The sequence below is a fragment of the Caballeronia mineralivorans PML1(12) genome, assembly GCF_001028175.1.
In the GTDB taxonomy this organism is placed as follows: domain Bacteria; phylum Pseudomonadota; class Gammaproteobacteria; order Burkholderiales; family Burkholderiaceae; genus Caballeronia; species Caballeronia mineralivorans.
This window is the reverse complement of record NZ_AEJF01000143.1, coordinates 1-16,932: the sequence shown is the minus strand read 5'-3', so window position 1 is coordinate 16,932 and position 16,932 is coordinate 1. Positions and strand designations below refer to the sequence as shown.

Below are 16,932 nucleotides of genomic sequence, written 5' to 3'. Positions count from 1 at the left end.
TCCCTTACATGGATCAATGCACTATGTCGATACCCCTTCTCAATCAAGGAATCGACATGACCCCCCTCTTCAGCACTACCCGGATCGGCCGCTACACCCTTCGCAATCGCCTCGCCATGGCGCCGATGACGCGCTCCCGCTCGGACGACGCCACCGGCGTGGTCTCGGACATGGTGGCGGCTTACTACGGCCAGCGCGCCGACGCTGGCCTGATCATTACGGAAGGCACCTACCCCGCGCCGATGGGCAAGGGTTATGTGCGCACGCCGGGCATCCATTCCGAGTCCCAGATCGAGGCATGGAAGCGTGTCACCGACGCCGTTCACGCCAAGGGCGGACTGATCTTCCTGCAGCTCATGCATTGCGGACGTATCTCTCATCCGAGCCTCTTGCCGGAAGGCGCAACACCCGTTGCCCCTTCGGCGATCCAGCCGGCCGGCACGGTGTTCACGGCGACGGGACCGCAGGAACTGGTGCGGCCGCGCGCTCTGGAGACCGGTGAGGTGGCGGACATCGTCGAGGAATATCGGCTCGCCACGCGTTACGCGTTGATGGCCGGCTTCGACGGCGTTGAATTGCATGCGGCTTCGGGGTATTTGCCGGAGCAGTTCCTGTCCTCGGGAACGAATCAACGGACTGATGCGTACGGCGGCTCGCTTGCCAATCGCGCGCGCTTCATTCTGGAAGTGCTGAGTGCGATGTCTCAGGAAGCGGGCAGTGACCGCGTCGGTATCAAGATCGCGCCTGAAATGGGCTTCAACGATATAAGCGATGCATCGCCGCAGGAGACCTATCAATATCTCGTGCAGAAACTCAACTCGCTCAAGCTCGCCTATCTGCATGTAGCCAAAACCGGGAGCAAGTTCGACTACCGCGCGCTGCTGCGGCCGTTCTTCGACGGCCCGTTTTTATCGGGCGGCGGGCTGACCAACGAGACTGCGCAAGCGCTGATTGAACAAGGTCACGCCGATGCCGCCGTATTCGGCAGCCTGTATCTCGCCAATCCGGATTTGCCGCAGCGTTTCCTGGCCGATGCCGCCTCGAACACGCCGGACCGCAACACGTTTTTCTCGCCGGGTCCGAGCGGGTATATCGACTATCCCACCCTGGAGAGTGCGCAATGAATCGCGCCCTTCGTACACCGTCGCCCTTCAGCTACGGGCCATCGCCTTGCCGACATGCTCGGCGAACGCTTTGACCTTGGCCGAATGCCGGCGCGCAAGTGGGCTCACCACATGGATCGGGATAGGGATCGTTTCCCAGTCCGGCAACATCCGCTGTACTTCGCCACTGGCCAGTTCATCATCGAACAGCCAGGTTGGCGAATATCCGATACCCATACCCGCAAGCACCGACGCCCGCATGACCTCACTGCTGTTGGTTTGCAGATTACCTTCGACGCGCACGATGCGCGTGGTTCCCACCGCATCCGCCGCGCCGGGTCCGGCCGTAAAACTCCAGGCGTTGCGCATCGCCAGTTCGGTGTAGACGATGCAGTTGTGATCGGCCAGGTCGTCAGGAACGCGCGGCGCCTTCGTTCCTTTGGGCAGTGAGCGTACGTAGCTGCGATGCGCCATCAGCATCCGCTGGGCCGTTCCCACGCGACGGGCGATCAGGCTGCTGTCCGGCAGATCGCCGATGCGCACCGCGACGTCGATCCCCTGCTCTACGAGATCGATAAAACCATCGCTAAGACGCAAGTCGATCTTCACGCCGCGATGCTCTGCCAGAAACGACTGAACCAGTGGCATGAGCTTGAGGCGCCCGAAGCCGACCGAAGCCGCGACCCGCAGCCAGCCCGTCAGTTGCTGCTCGCCGCGTCGCAACGCGCCTTCGGCCTCCGCGATTTCCGCGAGCAGGCGCCGCGCCTGTTCGAAATAGTGTTCACCTTCTTCCGTCAGTGCGAGCGAACGCGTGGTTCGTGTCAGCAGCCTTGCGCCCAGCTCGCGCTCCAGCGCCGCGACCTGTTTGCTCACTGCGCTCTGCGTCGTGTCGGACTCGTGCGCGACTGCGGAAAAACTACCCGCCTCCACCACGCGCACGAAAGTCTTCATTGCCTGAAGCTTGTCCATTTTGCTCAATATATTCCTGCGGGGAATTAGTTATATGAGCATACACCGTCTATATCGACAATCTGGAATCAGTCAAAGTTCAGTCATCGCTCACGCGATTTCACCCAACCTGAAGGAGCACTGACATGAACCAACCCGTCGTCCTTATCACTGGCGCGCTGACCGGCATCGGCCGCGCCACCGCTCTTGCCTTCGCTCGCGAAGGAAACCGCGTCGTCGTCAGCGGCCGCCGCGAAGAGGCAGGCCAGGCGCTTGCCGCCGAACTGCGCGTCCTCGGCGCCGAAGCCGAATTCCTGCGCGCCGATGTGCGCTTCGAAGCCGAAGTGCGCAGCGTGGTCGAGCAGACCGTCGAGCGTTTCGGCCGCATCGACGTGGCGGTCAACAATGCCGGCACTGAAGGTCACCTGGCGCCGATCGTCGAGCAGACGTCGACCAACTACGAAGACACGTTCTCGGTCAACGTGCTCGGCACGCTGCTGTCGCTCAAGCACGAGATGCGCGTGATGCTGGCGCAGGGTGCGGGCTCGATCATCAACCTCTCGTCGATCGCGGGCCAGGTCGGCATCGCGGGCGCGTCGGTCTACGCGGCCAGCAAACATGCGGTGGAAGGCCTAACGAAAAGCGCGGCGCTCGAAGGCGCTGCCGCAGGCGTGCGCGTCAACGCCGTGGCGCCGGGTCCTGTCGCCACAGAAATGCTCGACCGCTTTGCCGGCGGCAGCGAAGAGGGCAAGGCAAGCTTCCTTTCCACGATACCGGCACGACGCGCCGCCACCCCGGACGAGATCGCCCAGACGATTGTCTTCCTTGCGAGCGACAAGGCGCGCTATCTCACCGGGCAGAACATTGCGGTCGACGGCGCCTACACGGCGCAATAACGCCCGGATTTTTTCAACCCACTTTATTCATCTTTTTGCCAAGGAGCATCACCATGACCATGATTAATGTCCCGACGCGCGAAGAAGTTTCCAGACATGGCGAGATTCCCTGTCGAATGCGGTACGGCGCTAAAGACGCGCTGTCTGTCAGCTGAAGGTCAACTGGCCGAAGTCCAGTGAAACGAGCAAAGGCTCAGGCACCTTCTGCATGTTCTCGTCATAGGCGTAGATGCGCCGCTTGGTCGGCATCTTGATACCTTGGAATTCGCGATAGTCGCTAACGTAATTGGCGCCGCTCGCGCCGCCCAGGATATCGACGGTGTAGTCGTGGCGCCGCATCAGTCCGTCGGGGCCGAAATGGGTGATCTGCGTTTTTGTATGACTATGGATATGAGCGGGGAACGTCACCTTGAGGCGGCGCCATTCCTCGCCATTCTCGTGCCACGGCTCGATCTCTTCGCTCTCGAACCCCCGGTAGGTGTAAAGGAAGGGCGACGTGAGATACGTCCACAGCGCCTCGCTGGCGAAATAGGTGACGTGGAACGTGTCCCACGGCGTCTCTTGTACGTGACCGGCGTAAGCGGCCTCGGGATCGTCGCGGCTATCGAGCACCTCTCCATCCAGCGTTTCGAGCGACATGCGGCCCGGAACGAACACGCTACGCTGACCGGGTGCCGGGAACGGCGTGATCGTCAGCAACTGCTTATGCGTATCGATCTCCAGGACCTTGTCCTTCAATACGCCGGGTTGCTGCTTGACGTGCCAGATCGCGCCGTCGATCGATACTTCTGCCTTAAGGCGGGTAAACATGTTCCAGCGATCCAGACCGCCATGGGCGTCGATAGCGAAAGCAAGCAAGTCGTTCATAGTGGGCAATCTTCGGTGTAAGAGAACAGCAGGTAAAGACGATTTGGATTCGTGCTGTCGATGGATGCAGATTACGGCGATCGCCTTCGCACCAGTAGCCAGTCTTTTTCGCTATCACTTATGTGATTTACACATGAGTCAGGTTGAATGCCGCGCGAGGGACAAAGAACGGCCGTCATGACTTACGCGGGGTTCATTTGATAGCTGCGTGAGCGAGTCGCGACCAGTAGCCGATGATTTCGGCTATCTTTTATGTTCGTGGCGCATTAATTACCCTGTCCCGATAGCCAAGGTAGGCGCTGCTATTTCGTTCCAAGAGAACCTTGATGAAAGACATATTCGCGCTCAAGCTCTACACCCGCGTCGCCCGGCTGGGAAGCTTTTCGGCCGCAGCCCGCGAATGCGGCCTGTCTCAGTCTCAGGCCTCTCGCATCATCGCCGAGCTGGAAGCGGAGCTCGGTGCCCGGTTGCTCTCACGCACGACGCGCGCGGTCGTGCCAACGGAAGCGGGTTCCGAGTTTCTCGCCCGAATGGAGCCGATCCTCACCGCTCTGGACGAGGCGGAACATAGTGTTCGGGAAGGCGGTGAGCTGCGCGGGTTGCTGCGGATGAGCATGCCGACGAGCGTAGCGATCCGGGAAGTGATCCCGCGCCTTGCAGGGTTCACCGCGAGGCATCCTCACCTGCAACTCCAGCTTCTGCTCGAGGACCGGCGGCAAGATCTGATTCGCGATGCCGTCGATGTCGCGATCCGGCTTGGCCAACTGCCAGACTCTGGCGCGACAGCGAGGCTCATCGTAACCATTCCCCGCATGATCCTTGCGGCCCCCAGGTATCTCGAGCGCGCAGGAATACCGGCTACGCCTGACGATCTCGCTGGACATCGGATCGTGGGGGGGCCTGCAGCATCGGTGCCTGGGGCGTGGAAGTTCGAACGCGATGGCGAGACGGTGGTGGCGGACGTCCAGCCGCATTTCACAACGAACGAGAACGAAGGTGCCGTTGCCGCCGCAGTGGCCGGTTTCGGCATTACGTCCACCACTGGATGGGCGTGTCGTCGCGAACTGGACGACGGGTCTCTTGTCCCGCTACTTGTGGACTGGAAAACCGCTGATATTCCCGTACACGCCTACTTCCCAATGGGCCGCGCGACGCGCGCAGCCGGTCGTGCCGTGGTCGAGCATCTTATTGCCGATCTTCGGGCGACCGCGGAAACCACGTGCTCCGTTTCCTGAATCCGGCATGAGTAATTACATCGGATTCCTCAGAATTTTGACGTCCCGCTGGTTTGTCCGATGACGCGTCCCGGCGGGAATGAGACAGGTTAAGGGAACATCAAGGGAACAACCCGGCCGCCCGATATGCCGTAACCGCCCGGTCGAACATTGCGATGTCGCCCCGGCCTCTTGCAATGAGCTGAGCACCTTCGATCGCCGCGAAGATTGCAAGCGCCTGGTGTTGGATTGCATCCTTTCCTGCTTTCGATTTTCGAAGCGCAAGGACTTCAGTCAACCATTTGACGTTCACGTTAATGAATCGGTCCACCTCTGCTCGCACTTCAACGGGGAGGTCGTCATATTCGGCAGACATGAGTCCAACAAGGCACATCCGATTGTCATTGAGCAACACCGAGCGAAAGATAGCCGTATAACCGGTCATGCATTTGTGAGCATCTTTCGTGGCGGCAAGCAATTTTTCGAGTGCTGCGCTTCCATCGTCTGTATAGCGTTGCGCCAGGGCGGCGCCAAGATCGCCTTTTGTAGGAAAGTGGTGATGAATGCTCGCGCTGGACACACCCACCTCTTTTCCGATTTCACGAAAGCTCAATGCGTTGTAGCCGTGCGCCTGCACCATGAGCCGCGCCACATTCATGATTCGTTCTTTAGTGTCTGTGGTGGTCATCAGGAGCCGTCGTCTACCAATTGATAGTTGTTGAAAGGTACGTCGTTATTTCGATTATATCTCTACCGATAGATAAGCACAATCGTGCTGCTTAGCTATCGATAGATAGTTATTGACATCACGAGCTTCGCGTTCCATGCTTCGCTCCACGCCTTACCTATCGATAGATAACATAAAGGAATTGATCATGAAAATTTACGACACCCCTGGCTTCCCGAATCCGGCTCGCATCCGCGTCGTCCTCGCCGAGAAGGGACTGGACTCCCAAATCGAATTTGTGAAGGTGGATTTGTTTGCGGCCGAGCACAAGCAAAGCGCTTTTCTCGCCATCAATCCGACGGGAACGGTCCCCGTCCTTGAACTCGACGATGGCACGTTTATCTCGGAAAGCGTCGCGATTACCGAGTATCTCGACAACCTGGACGGAAACCCCACGCTCACCGGGAAGACACCAAAGGAAAAGGCGGTCATCCACATGATGCAGAAGCGGGCTGACGATCAACTCATCGATGCCGTCGGCATTTACTTTCACCACGCTACGCCCGGACTGGGTGCTCGCCTGGAAGCCTACAAAAGCCCCGAATGGGCGCACAGGAAGGAATGGGGCGACCGGCACCATGAGAAGTTCGTGCGCGGCATGAAGTACTTCGACGGCGTTCTTAAAACACATCCCTATGTGGCTGGCGATGATTTCTCGATGGCCGATATCACGGTCTATGCCGCGCTCATGCACGGCAGCGCTGCAGGCATTGCGATTCCGGACGACTGTTCAGCCTTGTCTGCCTGGCAGGCAAAGATGTCGGATCGCCCGAGCGTGAAAAATCGAAGCGGACAAGTGATGGAACTGCCGGCCTGACACAACGCAATGCCCTTGCGTACCGGGGCGTTGCGGCCGCTAGTTCCGATCGCTGCATTGCTGTCCCGCCATGACTGGAAAACTACCATGAAGCATTTAAGCCAGATGTCCGGCTTTCGTTTGAGTCTTATCGTGGCTGCTTTCGCGGCGGCTTTCTGCCTGACGCCGGCGAATGCCGCGAGTTGGATAGATTATTTATAACCCTTTATTTATCGTTATCATGAAAATCATTAACTATCACAAATTATCGGCTGGCTCTACCCTGTAGTTATCCCCGCCGCACCGTGTGTAGGTCACTGCACTCGATCCTCAAGCAGAGCGAGGGGCAAGGTCGAGGAGATGACCATGAACACCGCCGAGAAGTCCCTGCATTATCTGGTCGAAAAGTGGCTTACACCCGATCCGGAGGCACGGATCCGGGTAGTCCGGTTTGGTCATATACGCGAAGACAGGACCCGCTACGTGCATGTCGAGGCATCCGCTTCGAGCGGTCCGCGTGCAATCTTTTTCTTTCGGCACGAGGACGGTTGCTGGTGTGTATTTCCGCCCCGGATCGCGCAACCGTCAATGACCGGTTATCGGCTTGCTGCTTGAGCGGCATCACAGGCCCGACAAACCAACGGAGAAAAACGGCGCCGTTATGCAGTCCGCATAGAAATGATCCGACCAATCCGAATCGTACGGTCACCATTTTTCATTCCAAGACCGGTCAAACTGGACATGGATCGGCGAAGGTGCAATGTCGCTGTGTCGATTGGCGGCGCCAACAGCGGCCAGGAATGCTAAGCCCTAAGGCGCGGGTTCATGTCCCGGCGCCGGAGTCTATCCGCGATTGCAGTTAGACTATTAATCATGAACGAGTGCCGTTACTGCGCAAAGATGCGCGACGAATGGGATTGCCACGGGCAAGAGTGCCGCACGGCCATAGCCAGGGCCCTGCGGAGGCAGCGCCTGGGTCTGCCAATGGTGCCGAATTTGATCCGCAACGAAATTCCCGCTGGCGCGACTACGGGCGAGGTCATTACCGTCCTTTGGCGCCAGCGCGTGCGCGCTCGCCGTGCCAACGAAGAGCGCCGGAATCGCAAAGCATTAGAGGATTTTGACGGCGACTAACTGCGAAAACAATAGACGTCATCGGCTCTTCGCCTCCAACGACCGAAACGGGCCGCGCGGCTGCCTGACGCAGGTGACAGATCAAGCGGCCGGAGGATCACCGATCAGCAGGGCGAGCGGCTTCAGCGGTGAAAGAGCGATGAGTTCGAATTCCATCATGCCCGCCACGCCCAGGGGTAGCTTTTCCAGGATCTCGTGAGCTTCGGCTGTACTCGACGCGTTCATGATAAAGACAACCCCGTACCCCTCGGCCTGGAAGTACCAGTGCTCGATCTTGCCGGCGAGGTAGTTGCGAACAGTGGCGCGCACTTCGAAGGGCAGAACGGGAGCAATCGCGTCGGGCGTTCCCTTCGCCGTTACCGAACCAATTGCGAGGATTTTGTTCGTGGGGGCGGCGACGGCGGCGAGCGCCGGCAGGATGTCTGCATGGATGCGCGGATTTTTAGCTTGGGACATTTAGTACTCCAGTTGTTAAAAAAGGCAGGTAATACAGGGATCGCAGCAGTTGGACTACCGTTCTTTCGGCTGAAAGAGCTTGATGTTGGTTTTCACGTATTCGCCGACCGTCATGGGTTTTCTACCCGTCAGGGCCTCAACTACATCGTTGGTGCCGGCGAAACCTCCGTTCTGGTAGTCGTGGTAAACCGCAACGATATGTTGGATGAAATGCTTCGGCATTCCGATCGCACTCAGACGCGCGCGAAATTCGTCGAAGCTTTCCGGTTCGTAGCGGATCTTTCTGCCCAACGTCTCGCCAACGGCGCTCGCGAGCTCTTCGTGATTCATTTCCACTGCCCCATAGAGCGGGTAGGTCTTGCCCGCATGCGGCGCCGGGTCCTGCAGGATATTGGCGATGACGCGACCCTGGTCTTCCGCTGAGATGGGCGCGTGACGCCCATCTCCAGCCGGAACCTTGATGAGGTCGTGGTGGGTGATGAGCGGCAGTTGAAACCCGTACGTTAGCCATTCCATGAAAAAGGTCGGACGCAGATGCGTAACCGGAACGCCGGCCCAGTCGAATACGCGCTCTCCATACCAATGCGAACGCGCGGCATGGCTCACGGCATCAACCTTTGCAGAAATCTGCGACATATTGACGATGGATCGAACCCCTGCAGCTATCGCGGCGTGTGCAAAATACGCGCTGGCGTCGACGAGTTGCGGCTGCGTGATGGGATACACGAAGTAGACGCCGGTCACCCCTTGCACGGCTTTTTGAACGGCGTCGTTGTCGAGGAGATCGCCGAAGACAACCTCCGCTCCGTTGGCACGCAATGCCGCGGCACGATCGTCGTCGTTATGCACGAAGGCTCGAACCTCAGCGCCCCTTGACAGCAGGTGGTGGATCGCGCTCCGACCGGTGGCGCCTGTCGCGCCTGTTACCAAATACAGTTCATTACTCATCTCTTTCTCCAGATATATCGAAAATAAATTTCGTAATCCTACTTATACGAAATGGCTATCATTCCGGGACTCTTCGTTCGTGCTGGGTTATGGCTTAGGAAGCCATGCTATCTACTACCGATTTGGTGAATCGCCCAAAGCTGCCAGCGGAGATAGCGGGCCCAGTGGAATGAGGTCGAATTCCATCAGATTTGCCTTGCCGAGTGGCAACTCTGCAAGTGTTCTGCGCGCCTCGTTCACATCGGTGATATTGAGGATAAAGACGACGCCGGCCTCGTCCTTGCGGACATACCACTGTTCAATCTTTCCCTCGAGGTAAAGCTTGACGGTGTCGCGAACTTCCTGAGGAAGCACCTCCTTCATGGCGCCGGGCGTCGACCTGGACGTCAACCGGCCGATCGCAAGTATCCTGGTCGTTGGAACGTCGGGTAATCCCAGTGAGGCGGATTTTTGTGCGGGCTCCGGTGCCGCCTGTCCGAATGCGAGGGCGGGCACGAAAAGCGCCAACGCGACCGCCAGCGCTGCCGTCGCCAACCGTCTCGGTAGTCCCGAAGCGGTGTAAAGCACCGGGCTAAGTTGTACTGCAGCGGCTTTTACGATAGTCATGACACCCCCTAGCGTTTAAGTTGAATCATTCAAAATTCTTGGATAAAGGCTTACTTGCTTCTGCGGCAGCCCGGGGTCCAAGGCCAACAATGTGATGGACCATCATTTGATGTATATACAACATTCATTCTAAAAAAAAATGCCATCGAAGCGACGGCGTCAATCACGGGCAGGAGACCCATCAGAGCGGCGAACTCCAGATGGACGCCGCTGCTTTGTGGACTGCCCGAACTCCATCCGACCCAAGCAACTTGCCTGCTTGTTGCTGTGCGGCACGCCAATCCGGCAGCACCGCTTCAATTTTCTCGTCACCCGCTGCTGTCAGAGCGACTTCTCGAATCCCCTTTGCGTCTGAAGACACTGCCTCGACCAATCCCTTCTGTATCAATAGATCCAGATTGCGGGAAACCGTAGATCGTTCGAGTTGGAGGACCTCCCCGATCTTACCCGGTGCGCAAGGACCTACTTCGCCCAATGCGGTCAGCATGTTCACTTGGGCAATCGTCACATCATGGCTTGCCATAGCTTGTTCGTAGATGGCCGAAACCGACCGCGCGACGATACGAACGCGCATGGCCAGGCAGTTGTTGACGATTTCCCGGATGGAGCTACGTGTAGTCATAGTCGAACCAAGAGTGTTGATGCATTAATTGTTGTAGATACAACGTCAGTTGTCAAATTTATTTTTTTACTGGATCTGTCGAAAGGTTGCGCTGCTCTCTGATTGGCGGATCGCCTCATCTTCGACTTCTTTCCTTGAGCTTGAGATGGGAGCACCTTGAGGGAAATGGAGAGCTTCACTTGTCGACGACGCCTTTCTGCACGTCAATGCAAAGCGTTGTTTCAAGCTCCGCGATCGCCAGATGCACGGTAATATTTAACTTTCCATCTCCCTTAACACCATGCCATGCACTACACCGAGCAAGCATTGTCAGAACACCTCTTCTCATATGGCACGCTGCAGCTTGAGCCCGTGCAGCTAGCGACCTTTGGACGCAAGCTCGCAGGCCAGACCGACGAGATGCCAGGATATGCGCTCGACATGCTGGAGATCGAAGATCCGGAAGTTGTCGCGACAAGCGGAAAAACACACCATCCTGTTGTCACATACAGTGGGAACACAAACGAGAAGGTCAGCGGCACGGTGTTTGCAATCACGGCCGAGGAGCTTCAGCATGCGGACGACTACGAAGTTGCCGCGTATCGTCGTGACCGGGTCGTGCTCGCGTCCGGCATCTCGGCATGGGTGTACGTTGACGCCAGGTCCGCCACACCTGCTGCTGTCAAGGATCCTCGCAACGAGTGATCGGCTGTTATGTGACAGCGCACTACTGCCTATCGGTGATTATCGGTGATTCACAGTGCATCACGCCCCAAGCAAAGCATCTTGAAACGCACTCATACTCGCCGTGAAGACTCTAATTGCTTTGCGTTCGAAAACGCCTTCTGTAATCCCCTGGAGACAGTCCGGTAATCCTTATGAAGACTTTTCGGAATGATCCGGCATCCTCGTAACCGACTTTCCAAGCGACCTGGTCGAACGACTGTTGGCTCGTTTCGAGCATCTCACGTGCTTTGCCGACCCGAAGATGCTGGCAATACTCTGTCGGGCGAAGACCGGTCGCCTTCTGAAATCGACGAAGAAATGTCCTTTCCTCTAACCCGGCGCGCTGAGCCATCAAAGCGATTGTGGGATGGCGGGCACCGTCCTGCTGTAACCAGTGCTGCACTTCAAGAATCGTTTTGTCGCCGTGATTGAGCTTCGGAGAGAAGGCACTGTAGTGACGTTGCTCTCGTCCCGGGGGATCGACCAAAAGAAAACGAGCGGTCTCCAACATCGCTGCAGAACCCAGCAGACGGTCGACTATCCTGAGCCCCAAATCGGCCCATGCCATCACGCCTCCCGCGGTGAGAATGTCACCATCGTCAATCAGGAGTTTGTCACCATCCACGTGGATTTCGGGAAAGCTCTCTGCGAGGAACTGCGCCTCTGACCAATGCGTTGTCGCCGAGCGCCTCGCGAGCAGTCCGGTCTGAGCGAGAAGAAACGTTCCGACACAAACGGACGCCAGCACTGCGCCTCTCGCATGACAGTCGCTCAACCATTTCACGATCGGAGCGAAAGCATCGCCAATGGGCATCGTCTCGAGCGAGGGCGGAACAATCACGAAGTCAGGTGCACCATCATCTGCCCATGGTGGGGAAGAGCTGCCGGCGTCAAACTGAATGTGGCTTACCTTAAGCATCCGGTGTTCAACACTTTTTGATCGCTGATTTGACCGCTGAAATAAACGCTCAGCAACGTGGAATAGGTCCGTTAGCCCATGAACGGCAGCGAGCTGACACCCCGGATATATCAGCAATGCAATTTCCACGGGGGCTATCTTCTTTGCCATTGTCAGTTTTACCTCGTTTTTTGTCAGTCCTGCCAATTCGCGAAACAGCCGCGCAAGCTTACTCTTGAGTCTCACAGAACGATCGCTTTTCCCGTAAATGCCAGGAGATAGACATGACCAAGCGTGCACTCATCATCGTAGACCTTCAAAACGATTACTTCCCAGGTGGGAAATGGACATTGACGGGTGTCGAGGCTGCTGCCGCCAACGCGGCGCGCCTTCTGCAATCAGCACGTGCTGCCGGACATCTCGTCGTGCACGTTCGCCATGAGTCCTTGAACAGCGACGCGCCGTTTTTCGTTGCGGGTTCCGAAGGTGCCGCGATCGCGCCGCAAGTGATCAATAAAGAAGGTGAACACGTCGTCTTGAAACATCAAATCAATTCCTTTCGTGACACCGATCTCAAGAATATTCTGGACACCAACGGCATCGAAGAAGTGGTTATCGCTGGAGCAATGAGCCACATGTGTGTCGACGCGATCACCCGGGCATCTGTCGACTTTGGCTATAAGGCGACGGTTATACATGATGCCGTTGCTACGCTCGACATGGAATTTGATGGCGTTAAAGTTCCTGCCGCATACGTGCATGCGGCCTTCATGGCAGCGCTTGGCTTCGCCTATGCAACGATGCTGTCCACGAACGAATACATCAGCGCTTAGTCCACGTCGAAAGTCGGCCCCGCGTTTTGGGAGGTGTTCCTTGAGTGGCTCCGCCGACTCGCGTCCGACGGCATGTTTTCGACCACGCAGTGTTGATGCAATCCGTCGTTTCGCGAACATCGGATTCGCACGAGAACCTGTCATGAATGCGCGGTTAGCGGACATCTCAAGGCGACCGGCTTCCGCCTTGTCAGTCCAGCTATCGCCGGTTGCAGATCAAAGGGTCGGCGTATTCGATGAATCACCAGCCTTCAGGAAATCGATAAAGACGCGCAACGGCGCAGGCAAGTGGCGACGCCCCGGATAATAAAGAAATGGCCCCGAAAAGCGCTGCCACCACGGCTCGAGGATCGGCTCCAACGCTCCGCTATCGAGATGCGGGCGGAGCATGCCCTCGAAAAGGTGGATGACACCCACCCCTGCTACGGCCGTACTGATCGCAAGATCGACTGCCGCGCCGGGCCTGACCAAAAGCGGTCCCGAGGGGTCCAGTCGCACCACTTCGCCGTCCCGCTCGAAATTCCAGGTTGGCATCGCGCCTCCGGCAAATTGGCCGCGCAAGCATGCATGAGAGAGCAGGTCGCGCGGGTGCCGGGGTCTCCCGTGCGTGTCGAGATAGGCTGGCGCTGCAGCCGTAGCGAAACGCTGCACGCGTGGGCCGATCGGGACTGCGATCATGTCCTGCTCGAGCCGCTCGTCATAGCGAATGCCTGCGTCGCAGCCGATCGAGAGTACATCGACGAAGCCGTCCTCAACCACGACCTCCACACGGATGTCGGGGTAAGCCTTGAGGAACGGCGCAATGACAGTTGGCAATACGATCCGCGCGGCGCTCGACGGCACGTTGAGTTTGAGCGTGCCGGTCGGCTTGTCCCTGAACCCGTTCAAAACGTCCATTGCCGCTTCCATCTCGCTGAACAATGGCGTCAGCTTTTCGATGAGACGAAGCCCCGCTTCGGTCGGGGCTACGCTGCGTGTGGTCCGGTTGAGCAAGCGCAGCTCAAGCTTCGACTCGAGGCGACGCACGGCGATGCTGAGGCTAGAGGCGGAGACGCCGCTGATTCGGGCTGCGTCGCGAAAGCCGCCGGCGCGAGCGACCGAAACGAATGCGGCAAGGTCGTTGAACTCCATGGCATTGTTCACTTTGTTAAACAACCCGTGCAATTTAGATCGGATTATCTAACAACGCAAACGCTTCCATACTGGCGCTCAACCATTCTTCAAGGAGAGCGTCATGTCGAACTTCACCCCCGTGGGCACATTCCCGCTTGGTGGCCGCCCCGTGCACCGTGTGGGCTACGGTGCCATGCAGCTTGCCGGGCCCGGGGTATTCGGGCCGCCGAAGGATCGAAGCGCCGCCATCGCCGTACTTCGCGAGGCGGTCGCAGCGGGCGTCAATCATATCGATACGAGCGACTTCTACGGGCCGCACGTCACCAACCAGATCATCCGCGAAGCGCTTCACCCTTACCCGGATGACCTTGTGATCGTCACCAAGGTTGGCGCTGTTCGTGGTGAAGACGCCTCGTGGATACCGGCGCCCGAGCCGGAAGATATCAAGCGAGGAGTCCACGACAACCTTCGCAACCTCGGCGTCGACACGCTCGACGTCGTCAACATGCGAATCATGGGCAGGGTCCACGCCCCCGCTGAAGGATCGATCGAAAAGCAGGTTGCGGCACTTGCCGAACTTCAGCGCCAAGGTCTCGTGCGCCACATCGGCCTGAGCAACGTGACCGCGGCCCAGGTCACCGAGGCGCAGGGCATTGCGGAGATTGTCTGCGTGCAGAACCATTACAACCTGATCCAGCGAGACGACGACGCGCTGGTCGACGAACTGGCGGGCAAGGGGATCGCCTACGTGCCATTTTTTCCGCTTGGCGGGTTCACGCCGATTCAATCGTCAGCGCTATCCAAGGTCGCCCAAACCATCGGCGCGACGCCGATGCAGGTGGCGCTTGCCTGGCTCCTCTATCGCGCCCCTAACATACTGCTGATCCCGGGCACTTCGTCGCTCGAGCATCTGCGTGAAAACATGCAGGCGGCGCAATGGAGGTTGCCGGACGAGGTGCGCGCTGAACTGGACGCGATGGGTCGGGTCAACGGGGAACATTGAAACGCGCAAATGACAGTATCGGGGGCGGCGTTGCCTGTAGGACCCGCCGCGTACGCCGTTTGGAATTCAACGCCTCGCGCCCTTCATCCCCTCGGTTTCCATCGCGGCATTTAGCTCTTCGCTGGCCTCTATGGGGTCCATGGTCTCGTCGATGAAAGCTGTCGCGCGTTCGGCGGCCGCCTTCGTTTCGTCAGCGCCGTTGCTGGGTTCTTCGTCGTCGTTGCTTGGGGGCAGCAGCATGTCTGCGAGCATGGCCTGCAACTCCGGCGTGTCCCACGGCACGCCATGCTGCTTTTTCTGCTTTATGTAGTGCCTGACTTCTGCGTCTTGTTCCGGAGTCAAGGGAAGACCGCGGAAAGTGCTTTTGGGGTCGGCGTTGTCCATGATACTGCTCCGGGGTTCGTCACTTTTTGAGTGTAGCCCTATTGTCGTCCTGGAGGCTCGGCCGCCGGTCAATGCATCAATGCCAAGGCGGCACAATGCCAATGCAAATTGCCACAGGTCATGAAGGGAGTAGTAGCTATGACAAAACTATCCGGACGAGTTGCAATTGGCCACTCGCGGCAACGCTGTAGCTGGCTACCCTCGCCCGCAGAAAAATCAAACTGATTGCAGGTAAATCTCAGCTCTTTTTGGATGTCTTCGCCATAAATTGCGTTGGCAAGTGCTGAACCTTCTCGCTTCCGCACTTCGGGCATTGCGGATGAGCAGTTTCATGTTCAGCAAGATGTTGAGCGCGCTCGAACATTTCGCCGCACGCTTCACAGCGGTACTGGTAAGTCGGCATGGCACTACTCCCACACAAGTCCCGCGGGTACATCGATAGATACGACGCATCCACGACATCAGGCATCGTAGTAACCCATTCTAGTGCAGGAAAAGAACGCGTACTCGTCTAGCCATTGGCTCCAGACTCAATCGCGATATTGAAGCCTGCTTGCTGGCATCTCTGAGCGCATCGTGATGCGATTTAAGTGAGCAGATTGCTCACGCATTCTCGACCACCCGTCGCCCCGCCCCGAATGCAATTGATGCGCCTGAAACTAGTCCCTTGGCAGCTGCGGAGTCCTCTTCCTTCGCGCTCCAAGAGCGCCAGACGCGGCGGCCCTCACAATACGACGGAAGGTGGGGCATTCCATGTGGCTCGGTGCGGGGCAGGCAGCGGCGTGCCGCAGGCCGTCGCGCATGGCGCTCAGTTTGCGGATCGTCCTGTCCAGCTCCTCCGCCTTGGCCGCGAGCATCTGCCGGTCGATGCGCGGCGGCCCTTCCGGCGCGAACATGAGCGCAATCTCATCGAGCGAGAAGCCGGCGGCGCGCCCCAGCGCGATCAGCGCCAGCCGGTCCAGCACGCCTGCATCGAACTGGCGACGCAACCCTCGCCTGCCGCTGGAGGCGATCAGCCTCTTCTCCTCGTAGAACCGCAGCGTCGATGCGGGAACGCCGGATCGCTGCGCCACCTCGGCGATGTCTAGCTTGATCACCTCTTGACCTCAAGTCGACTTGAACTTGCATAGTTTAGCTTCCGCTCCCCAGGGAGCAAGCACAGGACAACGACCATGGATGTCAATCACCAGACCGAAAACGAGCAGACGGCGCTTTGGAACGGCAGCGCCGGACACGCGTGGGTGGCGGCGCAGGAGGTGCTCGACCAGATGTTCAAGCCCTTTGAGGACCTGCTCATCGACATGATTTGCGCCGGATCCGGGCATCGGGTGCTAGACGTTGGCTGTGGTACGGGCAGCACGACGCTGACCGTGGAGCGGCGGCTCGGTGCGAAGGGTCATTGCACCGGCGCCGATGTTTCCGCTCCGATGATCGCCGCCGCCCAGGCACGCGCCGAACGGGAGGACTCGACGGCCAGCTTCATCCGTGCCGACGCGCAGACCCATGCCTTCGAGCCGGCGAGCTTCGACAGGATCATGTCGCGCTTCGGCGTCATGTTCTTCGATAACCCTGTCCTGGCCTTCGCGAACCTGCGGCGCGCCGCCACGGACGGCGCCGAACTGTGCTGCATCGCCTGGCGGAGTGCCGCGGACAATCCGTTCATGACCACCGCCGAGCGC

General features: G+C 58.4%; 22 protein-coding genes. 10 read left to right on the top strand and 12 right to left on the bottom strand.

Going from position 1 to position 16,932, the window contains the following annotated elements; all coding sequences use genetic code 11:
- The first annotated feature begins 56 nt into the window (after window positions 1-56).
- Window positions 57-1,124, top strand: coding sequence for an alkene reductase (locus EOS_RS23400; protein WP_047849098.1), 1,068 nt, complete (start codon window positions 57-59; stop codon window positions 1,122-1,124).
- Window positions 1,125-1,151: 27 nt separating this feature from the next.
- Here the strand turns inward: EOS_RS23400 and EOS_RS23395 are convergent, their stop codons facing one another.
- Entirely contained in the window at window positions 1,152-2,072 is a 921-nt protein-coding gene (locus tag EOS_RS23395; RefSeq protein WP_047849097.1) for a LysR family transcriptional regulator, read from the bottom strand.
- Between the two features lie 125 nt (window positions 2,073-2,197).
- Between EOS_RS23395 and EOS_RS23390 the strand changes: the two genes are divergently transcribed.
- Window positions 2,198-2,947 (top strand): SDR family NAD(P)-dependent oxidoreductase, encoded by a 750-nt coding sequence (locus tag EOS_RS23390; protein WP_047849096.1) that lies wholly within the window; start codon window positions 2,198-2,200, stop codon window positions 2,945-2,947.
- Window positions 2,948-3,094: 147 nt separating this feature from the next.
- On the opposite strand, the gene EOS_RS23385 is transcribed toward EOS_RS23390, so the two are convergent.
- The gene (locus EOS_RS23385; protein WP_047849095.1) at window positions 3,095-3,814 is read right to left on the bottom strand and encodes a hypothetical protein; all 720 of its coding nucleotides are present in this window, start codon (window positions 3,812-3,814) and stop codon (window positions 3,095-3,097) included.
- Between the two features lie 326 nt (window positions 3,815-4,140).
- Here EOS_RS23385 and EOS_RS23380 point away from each other — a divergent pair, with 326 nt between their 5' ends.
- A complete protein-coding gene (locus EOS_RS23380) occupies window positions 4,141-5,049 on the top strand; it encodes a LysR family transcriptional regulator (protein ID WP_047849094.1) in 909 nt (302 codons plus the stop codon).
- A 100-nt stretch (window positions 5,050-5,149) separates the two neighbouring features.
- Here EOS_RS23380 and EOS_RS23375 read toward each other — a convergent pair whose 3' ends face one another.
- A complete protein-coding gene (locus EOS_RS23375; RefSeq protein WP_047849093.1) occupies window positions 5,150-5,716 on the bottom strand; it encodes a TetR/AcrR family transcriptional regulator in 567 nt (188 codons plus the stop codon).
- A 187-nt stretch (window positions 5,717-5,903) separates the two neighbouring features.
- Between EOS_RS23375 and EOS_RS23370 the strand changes: the two genes are divergently transcribed.
- The 3 genes from EOS_RS23370 (at window position 5,904) to EOS_RS48260 (ending at window position 7,685) form a co-directional block, all read left to right on the top strand.
- Complete coding sequence (locus EOS_RS23370; protein ID WP_047849092.1) at window positions 5,904-6,572, top strand: glutathione S-transferase family protein; 669 nt, start codon at window positions 5,904-5,906, stop codon at window positions 6,570-6,572.
- A 345-nt stretch (window positions 6,573-6,917) separates the two neighbouring features.
- The gene (locus EOS_RS23365; RefSeq protein ID WP_047849091.1) at window positions 6,918-7,166 is read left to right on the top strand and encodes a hypothetical protein; all 249 of its coding nucleotides are present in this window, start codon (window positions 6,918-6,920) and stop codon (window positions 7,164-7,166) included.
- A 258-nt stretch (window positions 7,167-7,424) separates the two neighbouring features.
- On the top strand, window positions 7,425-7,685 hold the full coding sequence (locus tag EOS_RS48260; RefSeq protein ID WP_047849090.1) for a hypothetical protein: 261 nt from the start codon (window positions 7,425-7,427) through the stop codon (window positions 7,683-7,685).
- A gap of 81 nt (window positions 7,686-7,766) precedes the next feature.
- On the opposite strand, the gene EOS_RS23355 is transcribed toward EOS_RS48260, so the two are convergent.
- The 4 genes from EOS_RS23355 to EOS_RS23340 form a co-directional block, all read right to left on the bottom strand.
- The gene (locus EOS_RS23355; protein ID WP_047849089.1) at window positions 7,767-8,141 is read right to left on the bottom strand and encodes a hypothetical protein; all 375 of its coding nucleotides are present in this window, start codon (window positions 8,139-8,141) and stop codon (window positions 7,767-7,769) included.
- Between the two features lie 54 nt (window positions 8,142-8,195).
- Complete coding sequence (locus tag EOS_RS23350; RefSeq protein WP_047849088.1) at window positions 8,196-9,089, bottom strand: NmrA family NAD(P)-binding protein; 894 nt, start codon at window positions 9,087-9,089, stop codon at window positions 8,196-8,198.
- Between the two features lie 114 nt (window positions 9,090-9,203).
- Window positions 9,204-9,695, bottom strand: a complete 492-nt coding sequence (locus EOS_RS23345; protein WP_047849087.1) for a hypothetical protein — start codon at window positions 9,693-9,695, stop codon at window positions 9,204-9,206.
- Between the two features lie 181 nt (window positions 9,696-9,876).
- Window positions 9,877-10,218: a MarR family winged helix-turn-helix transcriptional regulator gene (locus EOS_RS23340; RefSeq protein WP_200908692.1), complete on the bottom strand. Its 342-nt coding sequence runs from the start codon at window positions 10,216-10,218 to the stop codon at window positions 9,877-9,879.
- Window positions 10,219-10,602: 384 nt separating this feature from the next.
- Between EOS_RS23340 and EOS_RS23335 the strand changes: the two genes are divergently transcribed.
- Entirely contained in the window at window positions 10,603-11,001 is a 399-nt protein-coding gene (locus tag EOS_RS23335) for a gamma-glutamylcyclotransferase family protein (protein ID WP_047849085.1), read from the top strand.
- Between the two features lie 112 nt (window positions 11,002-11,113).
- Here the strand turns inward: EOS_RS23335 and EOS_RS23330 are convergent, their stop codons facing one another.
- Window positions 11,114-12,091 carry a GlxA family transcriptional regulator gene (locus tag EOS_RS23330; protein ID WP_047849290.1) on the bottom strand — a complete coding sequence of 326 codons (978 nt, stop codon included), beginning with the start codon at window positions 12,089-12,091 and terminating at the stop codon, window positions 11,114-11,116.
- Window positions 12,092-12,204: 113 nt separating this feature from the next.
- On the opposite strand from EOS_RS23330, the gene EOS_RS23325 reads away from it, so the two are divergent.
- Complete coding sequence (locus tag EOS_RS23325; protein ID WP_047849084.1) at window positions 12,205-12,753, top strand: cysteine hydrolase family protein; 549 nt, start codon at window positions 12,205-12,207, stop codon at window positions 12,751-12,753.
- Window positions 12,754-12,969: 216 nt separating this feature from the next.
- Here the strand turns inward: EOS_RS23325 and EOS_RS23320 are convergent, their stop codons facing one another.
- The gene (locus tag EOS_RS23320) at window positions 12,970-13,884 is read right to left on the bottom strand and encodes a LysR family transcriptional regulator (RefSeq protein ID WP_047849083.1); all 915 of its coding nucleotides are present in this window, start codon (window positions 13,882-13,884) and stop codon (window positions 12,970-12,972) included.
- A 103-nt stretch (window positions 13,885-13,987) separates the two neighbouring features.
- On the opposite strand from EOS_RS23320, the gene EOS_RS23315 reads away from it, so the two are divergent.
- Entirely contained in the window at window positions 13,988-14,869 is an 882-nt protein-coding gene (locus tag EOS_RS23315) for an aldo/keto reductase family oxidoreductase (protein WP_047849082.1), read from the top strand.
- A gap of 66 nt (window positions 14,870-14,935) precedes the next feature.
- Here EOS_RS23315 and EOS_RS23310 read toward each other — a convergent pair whose 3' ends face one another.
- The 3 genes from EOS_RS23310 to EOS_RS23300 form a co-directional block, all read right to left on the bottom strand.
- Complete coding sequence (locus EOS_RS23310; protein ID WP_047849081.1) at window positions 14,936-15,253, bottom strand: hypothetical protein; 318 nt, start codon at window positions 15,251-15,253, stop codon at window positions 14,936-14,938.
- Window positions 15,254-15,491: 238 nt separating this feature from the next.
- The gene (locus tag EOS_RS44865) at window positions 15,492-15,656 is read right to left on the bottom strand and encodes an FmdB family zinc ribbon protein (protein ID WP_047849080.1); all 165 of its coding nucleotides are present in this window, start codon (window positions 15,654-15,656) and stop codon (window positions 15,492-15,494) included.
- 256 nt (window positions 15,657-15,912) lie between these two features.
- Entirely contained in the window at window positions 15,913-16,350 is a 438-nt protein-coding gene (locus EOS_RS23300; protein WP_047849079.1) for a helix-turn-helix domain-containing protein, read from the bottom strand.
- Window positions 16,351-16,425: 75 nt separating this feature from the next.
- Here EOS_RS23300 and EOS_RS23295 point away from each other — a divergent pair.
- The coding region (locus EOS_RS23295; RefSeq protein ID WP_047849078.1) for a class I SAM-dependent methyltransferase at window positions 16,426-16,932 on the top strand (507 nt) is incomplete at its 3' end.

Excerpts from the sequence above, each read along its gene's own strand:
- EOS_RS23310 (WP_047849081.1), bottom strand. The coding sequence starts at position 15,253 with ATGGACAACGCCGACCCCAAAAGCACTTTCCGCGGTCTTCCCTTGACT.
- EOS_RS44865 (WP_047849080.1), bottom strand. The coding sequence starts at position 15,656 with ATGCCGACTTACCAGTACCGCTGTGAAGCGTGCGGCGAAATGTTCGAG.
- EOS_RS23350 (WP_047849088.1), bottom strand. The coding sequence starts at position 9,089 with ATGAGTAATGAACTGTATTTGGTAACAGGCGCGACAGGCGCCACCGGT.
- EOS_RS23315 (WP_047849082.1), top strand. The coding sequence starts at position 13,988 with ATGTCGAACTTCACCCCCGTGGGCACATTCCCGCTTGGTGGCCGCCCC.
- EOS_RS23375 (WP_047849093.1), bottom strand. The coding sequence starts at position 5,716 with ATGACCACCACAGACACTAAAGAACGAATCATGAATGTGGCGCGGCTC.
- EOS_RS23320 (WP_047849083.1), bottom strand. The coding sequence starts at position 13,884 with ATGGAGTTCAACGACCTTGCCGCATTCGTTTCGGTCGCTCGCGCCGGC.
- EOS_RS23365 (WP_047849091.1), top strand. The coding sequence starts at position 6,918 with ATGAACACCGCCGAGAAGTCCCTGCATTATCTGGTCGAAAAGTGGCTT.
- EOS_RS23330 (WP_047849290.1), bottom strand. The coding sequence starts at position 12,091 with ATGGCAAAGAAGATAGCCCCCGTGGAAATTGCATTGCTGATATATCCG.
- EOS_RS23340 (WP_200908692.1), bottom strand. The coding sequence starts at position 10,218 with ATGGCAAGCCATGATGTGACGATTGCCCAAGTGAACATGCTGACCGCA.
- EOS_RS48260 (WP_047849090.1), top strand. The coding sequence starts at position 7,425 with ATGAACGAGTGCCGTTACTGCGCAAAGATGCGCGACGAATGGGATTGC.
- EOS_RS23345 (WP_047849087.1), bottom strand. The coding sequence starts at position 9,695 with ATGACTATCGTAAAAGCCGCTGCAGTACAACTTAGCCCGGTGCTTTAC.
- EOS_RS23385 (WP_047849095.1), bottom strand. The coding sequence starts at position 3,814 with ATGAACGACTTGCTTGCTTTCGCTATCGACGCCCATGGCGGTCTGGAT.
- EOS_RS23390 (WP_047849096.1), top strand. The coding sequence starts at position 2,198 with ATGAACCAACCCGTCGTCCTTATCACTGGCGCGCTGACCGGCATCGGC.
- EOS_RS23400 (WP_047849098.1), top strand. The coding sequence starts at position 57 with ATGACCCCCCTCTTCAGCACTACCCGGATCGGCCGCTACACCCTTCGC.
- EOS_RS23355 (WP_047849089.1), bottom strand. The coding sequence starts at position 8,141 with ATGTCCCAAGCTAAAAATCCGCGCATCCATGCAGACATCCTGCCGGCG.
- EOS_RS23395 (WP_047849097.1), bottom strand. The coding sequence starts at position 2,072 with ATGGACAAGCTTCAGGCAATGAAGACTTTCGTGCGCGTGGTGGAGGCG.
- EOS_RS23335 (WP_047849085.1), top strand. The coding sequence starts at position 10,603 with ATGCACTACACCGAGCAAGCATTGTCAGAACACCTCTTCTCATATGGC.
- EOS_RS23325 (WP_047849084.1), top strand. The coding sequence starts at position 12,205 with ATGACCAAGCGTGCACTCATCATCGTAGACCTTCAAAACGATTACTTC.
- EOS_RS23380 (WP_047849094.1), top strand. The coding sequence starts at position 4,141 with ATGAAAGACATATTCGCGCTCAAGCTCTACACCCGCGTCGCCCGGCTG.
- EOS_RS23370 (WP_047849092.1), top strand. The coding sequence starts at position 5,904 with ATGAAAATTTACGACACCCCTGGCTTCCCGAATCCGGCTCGCATCCGC.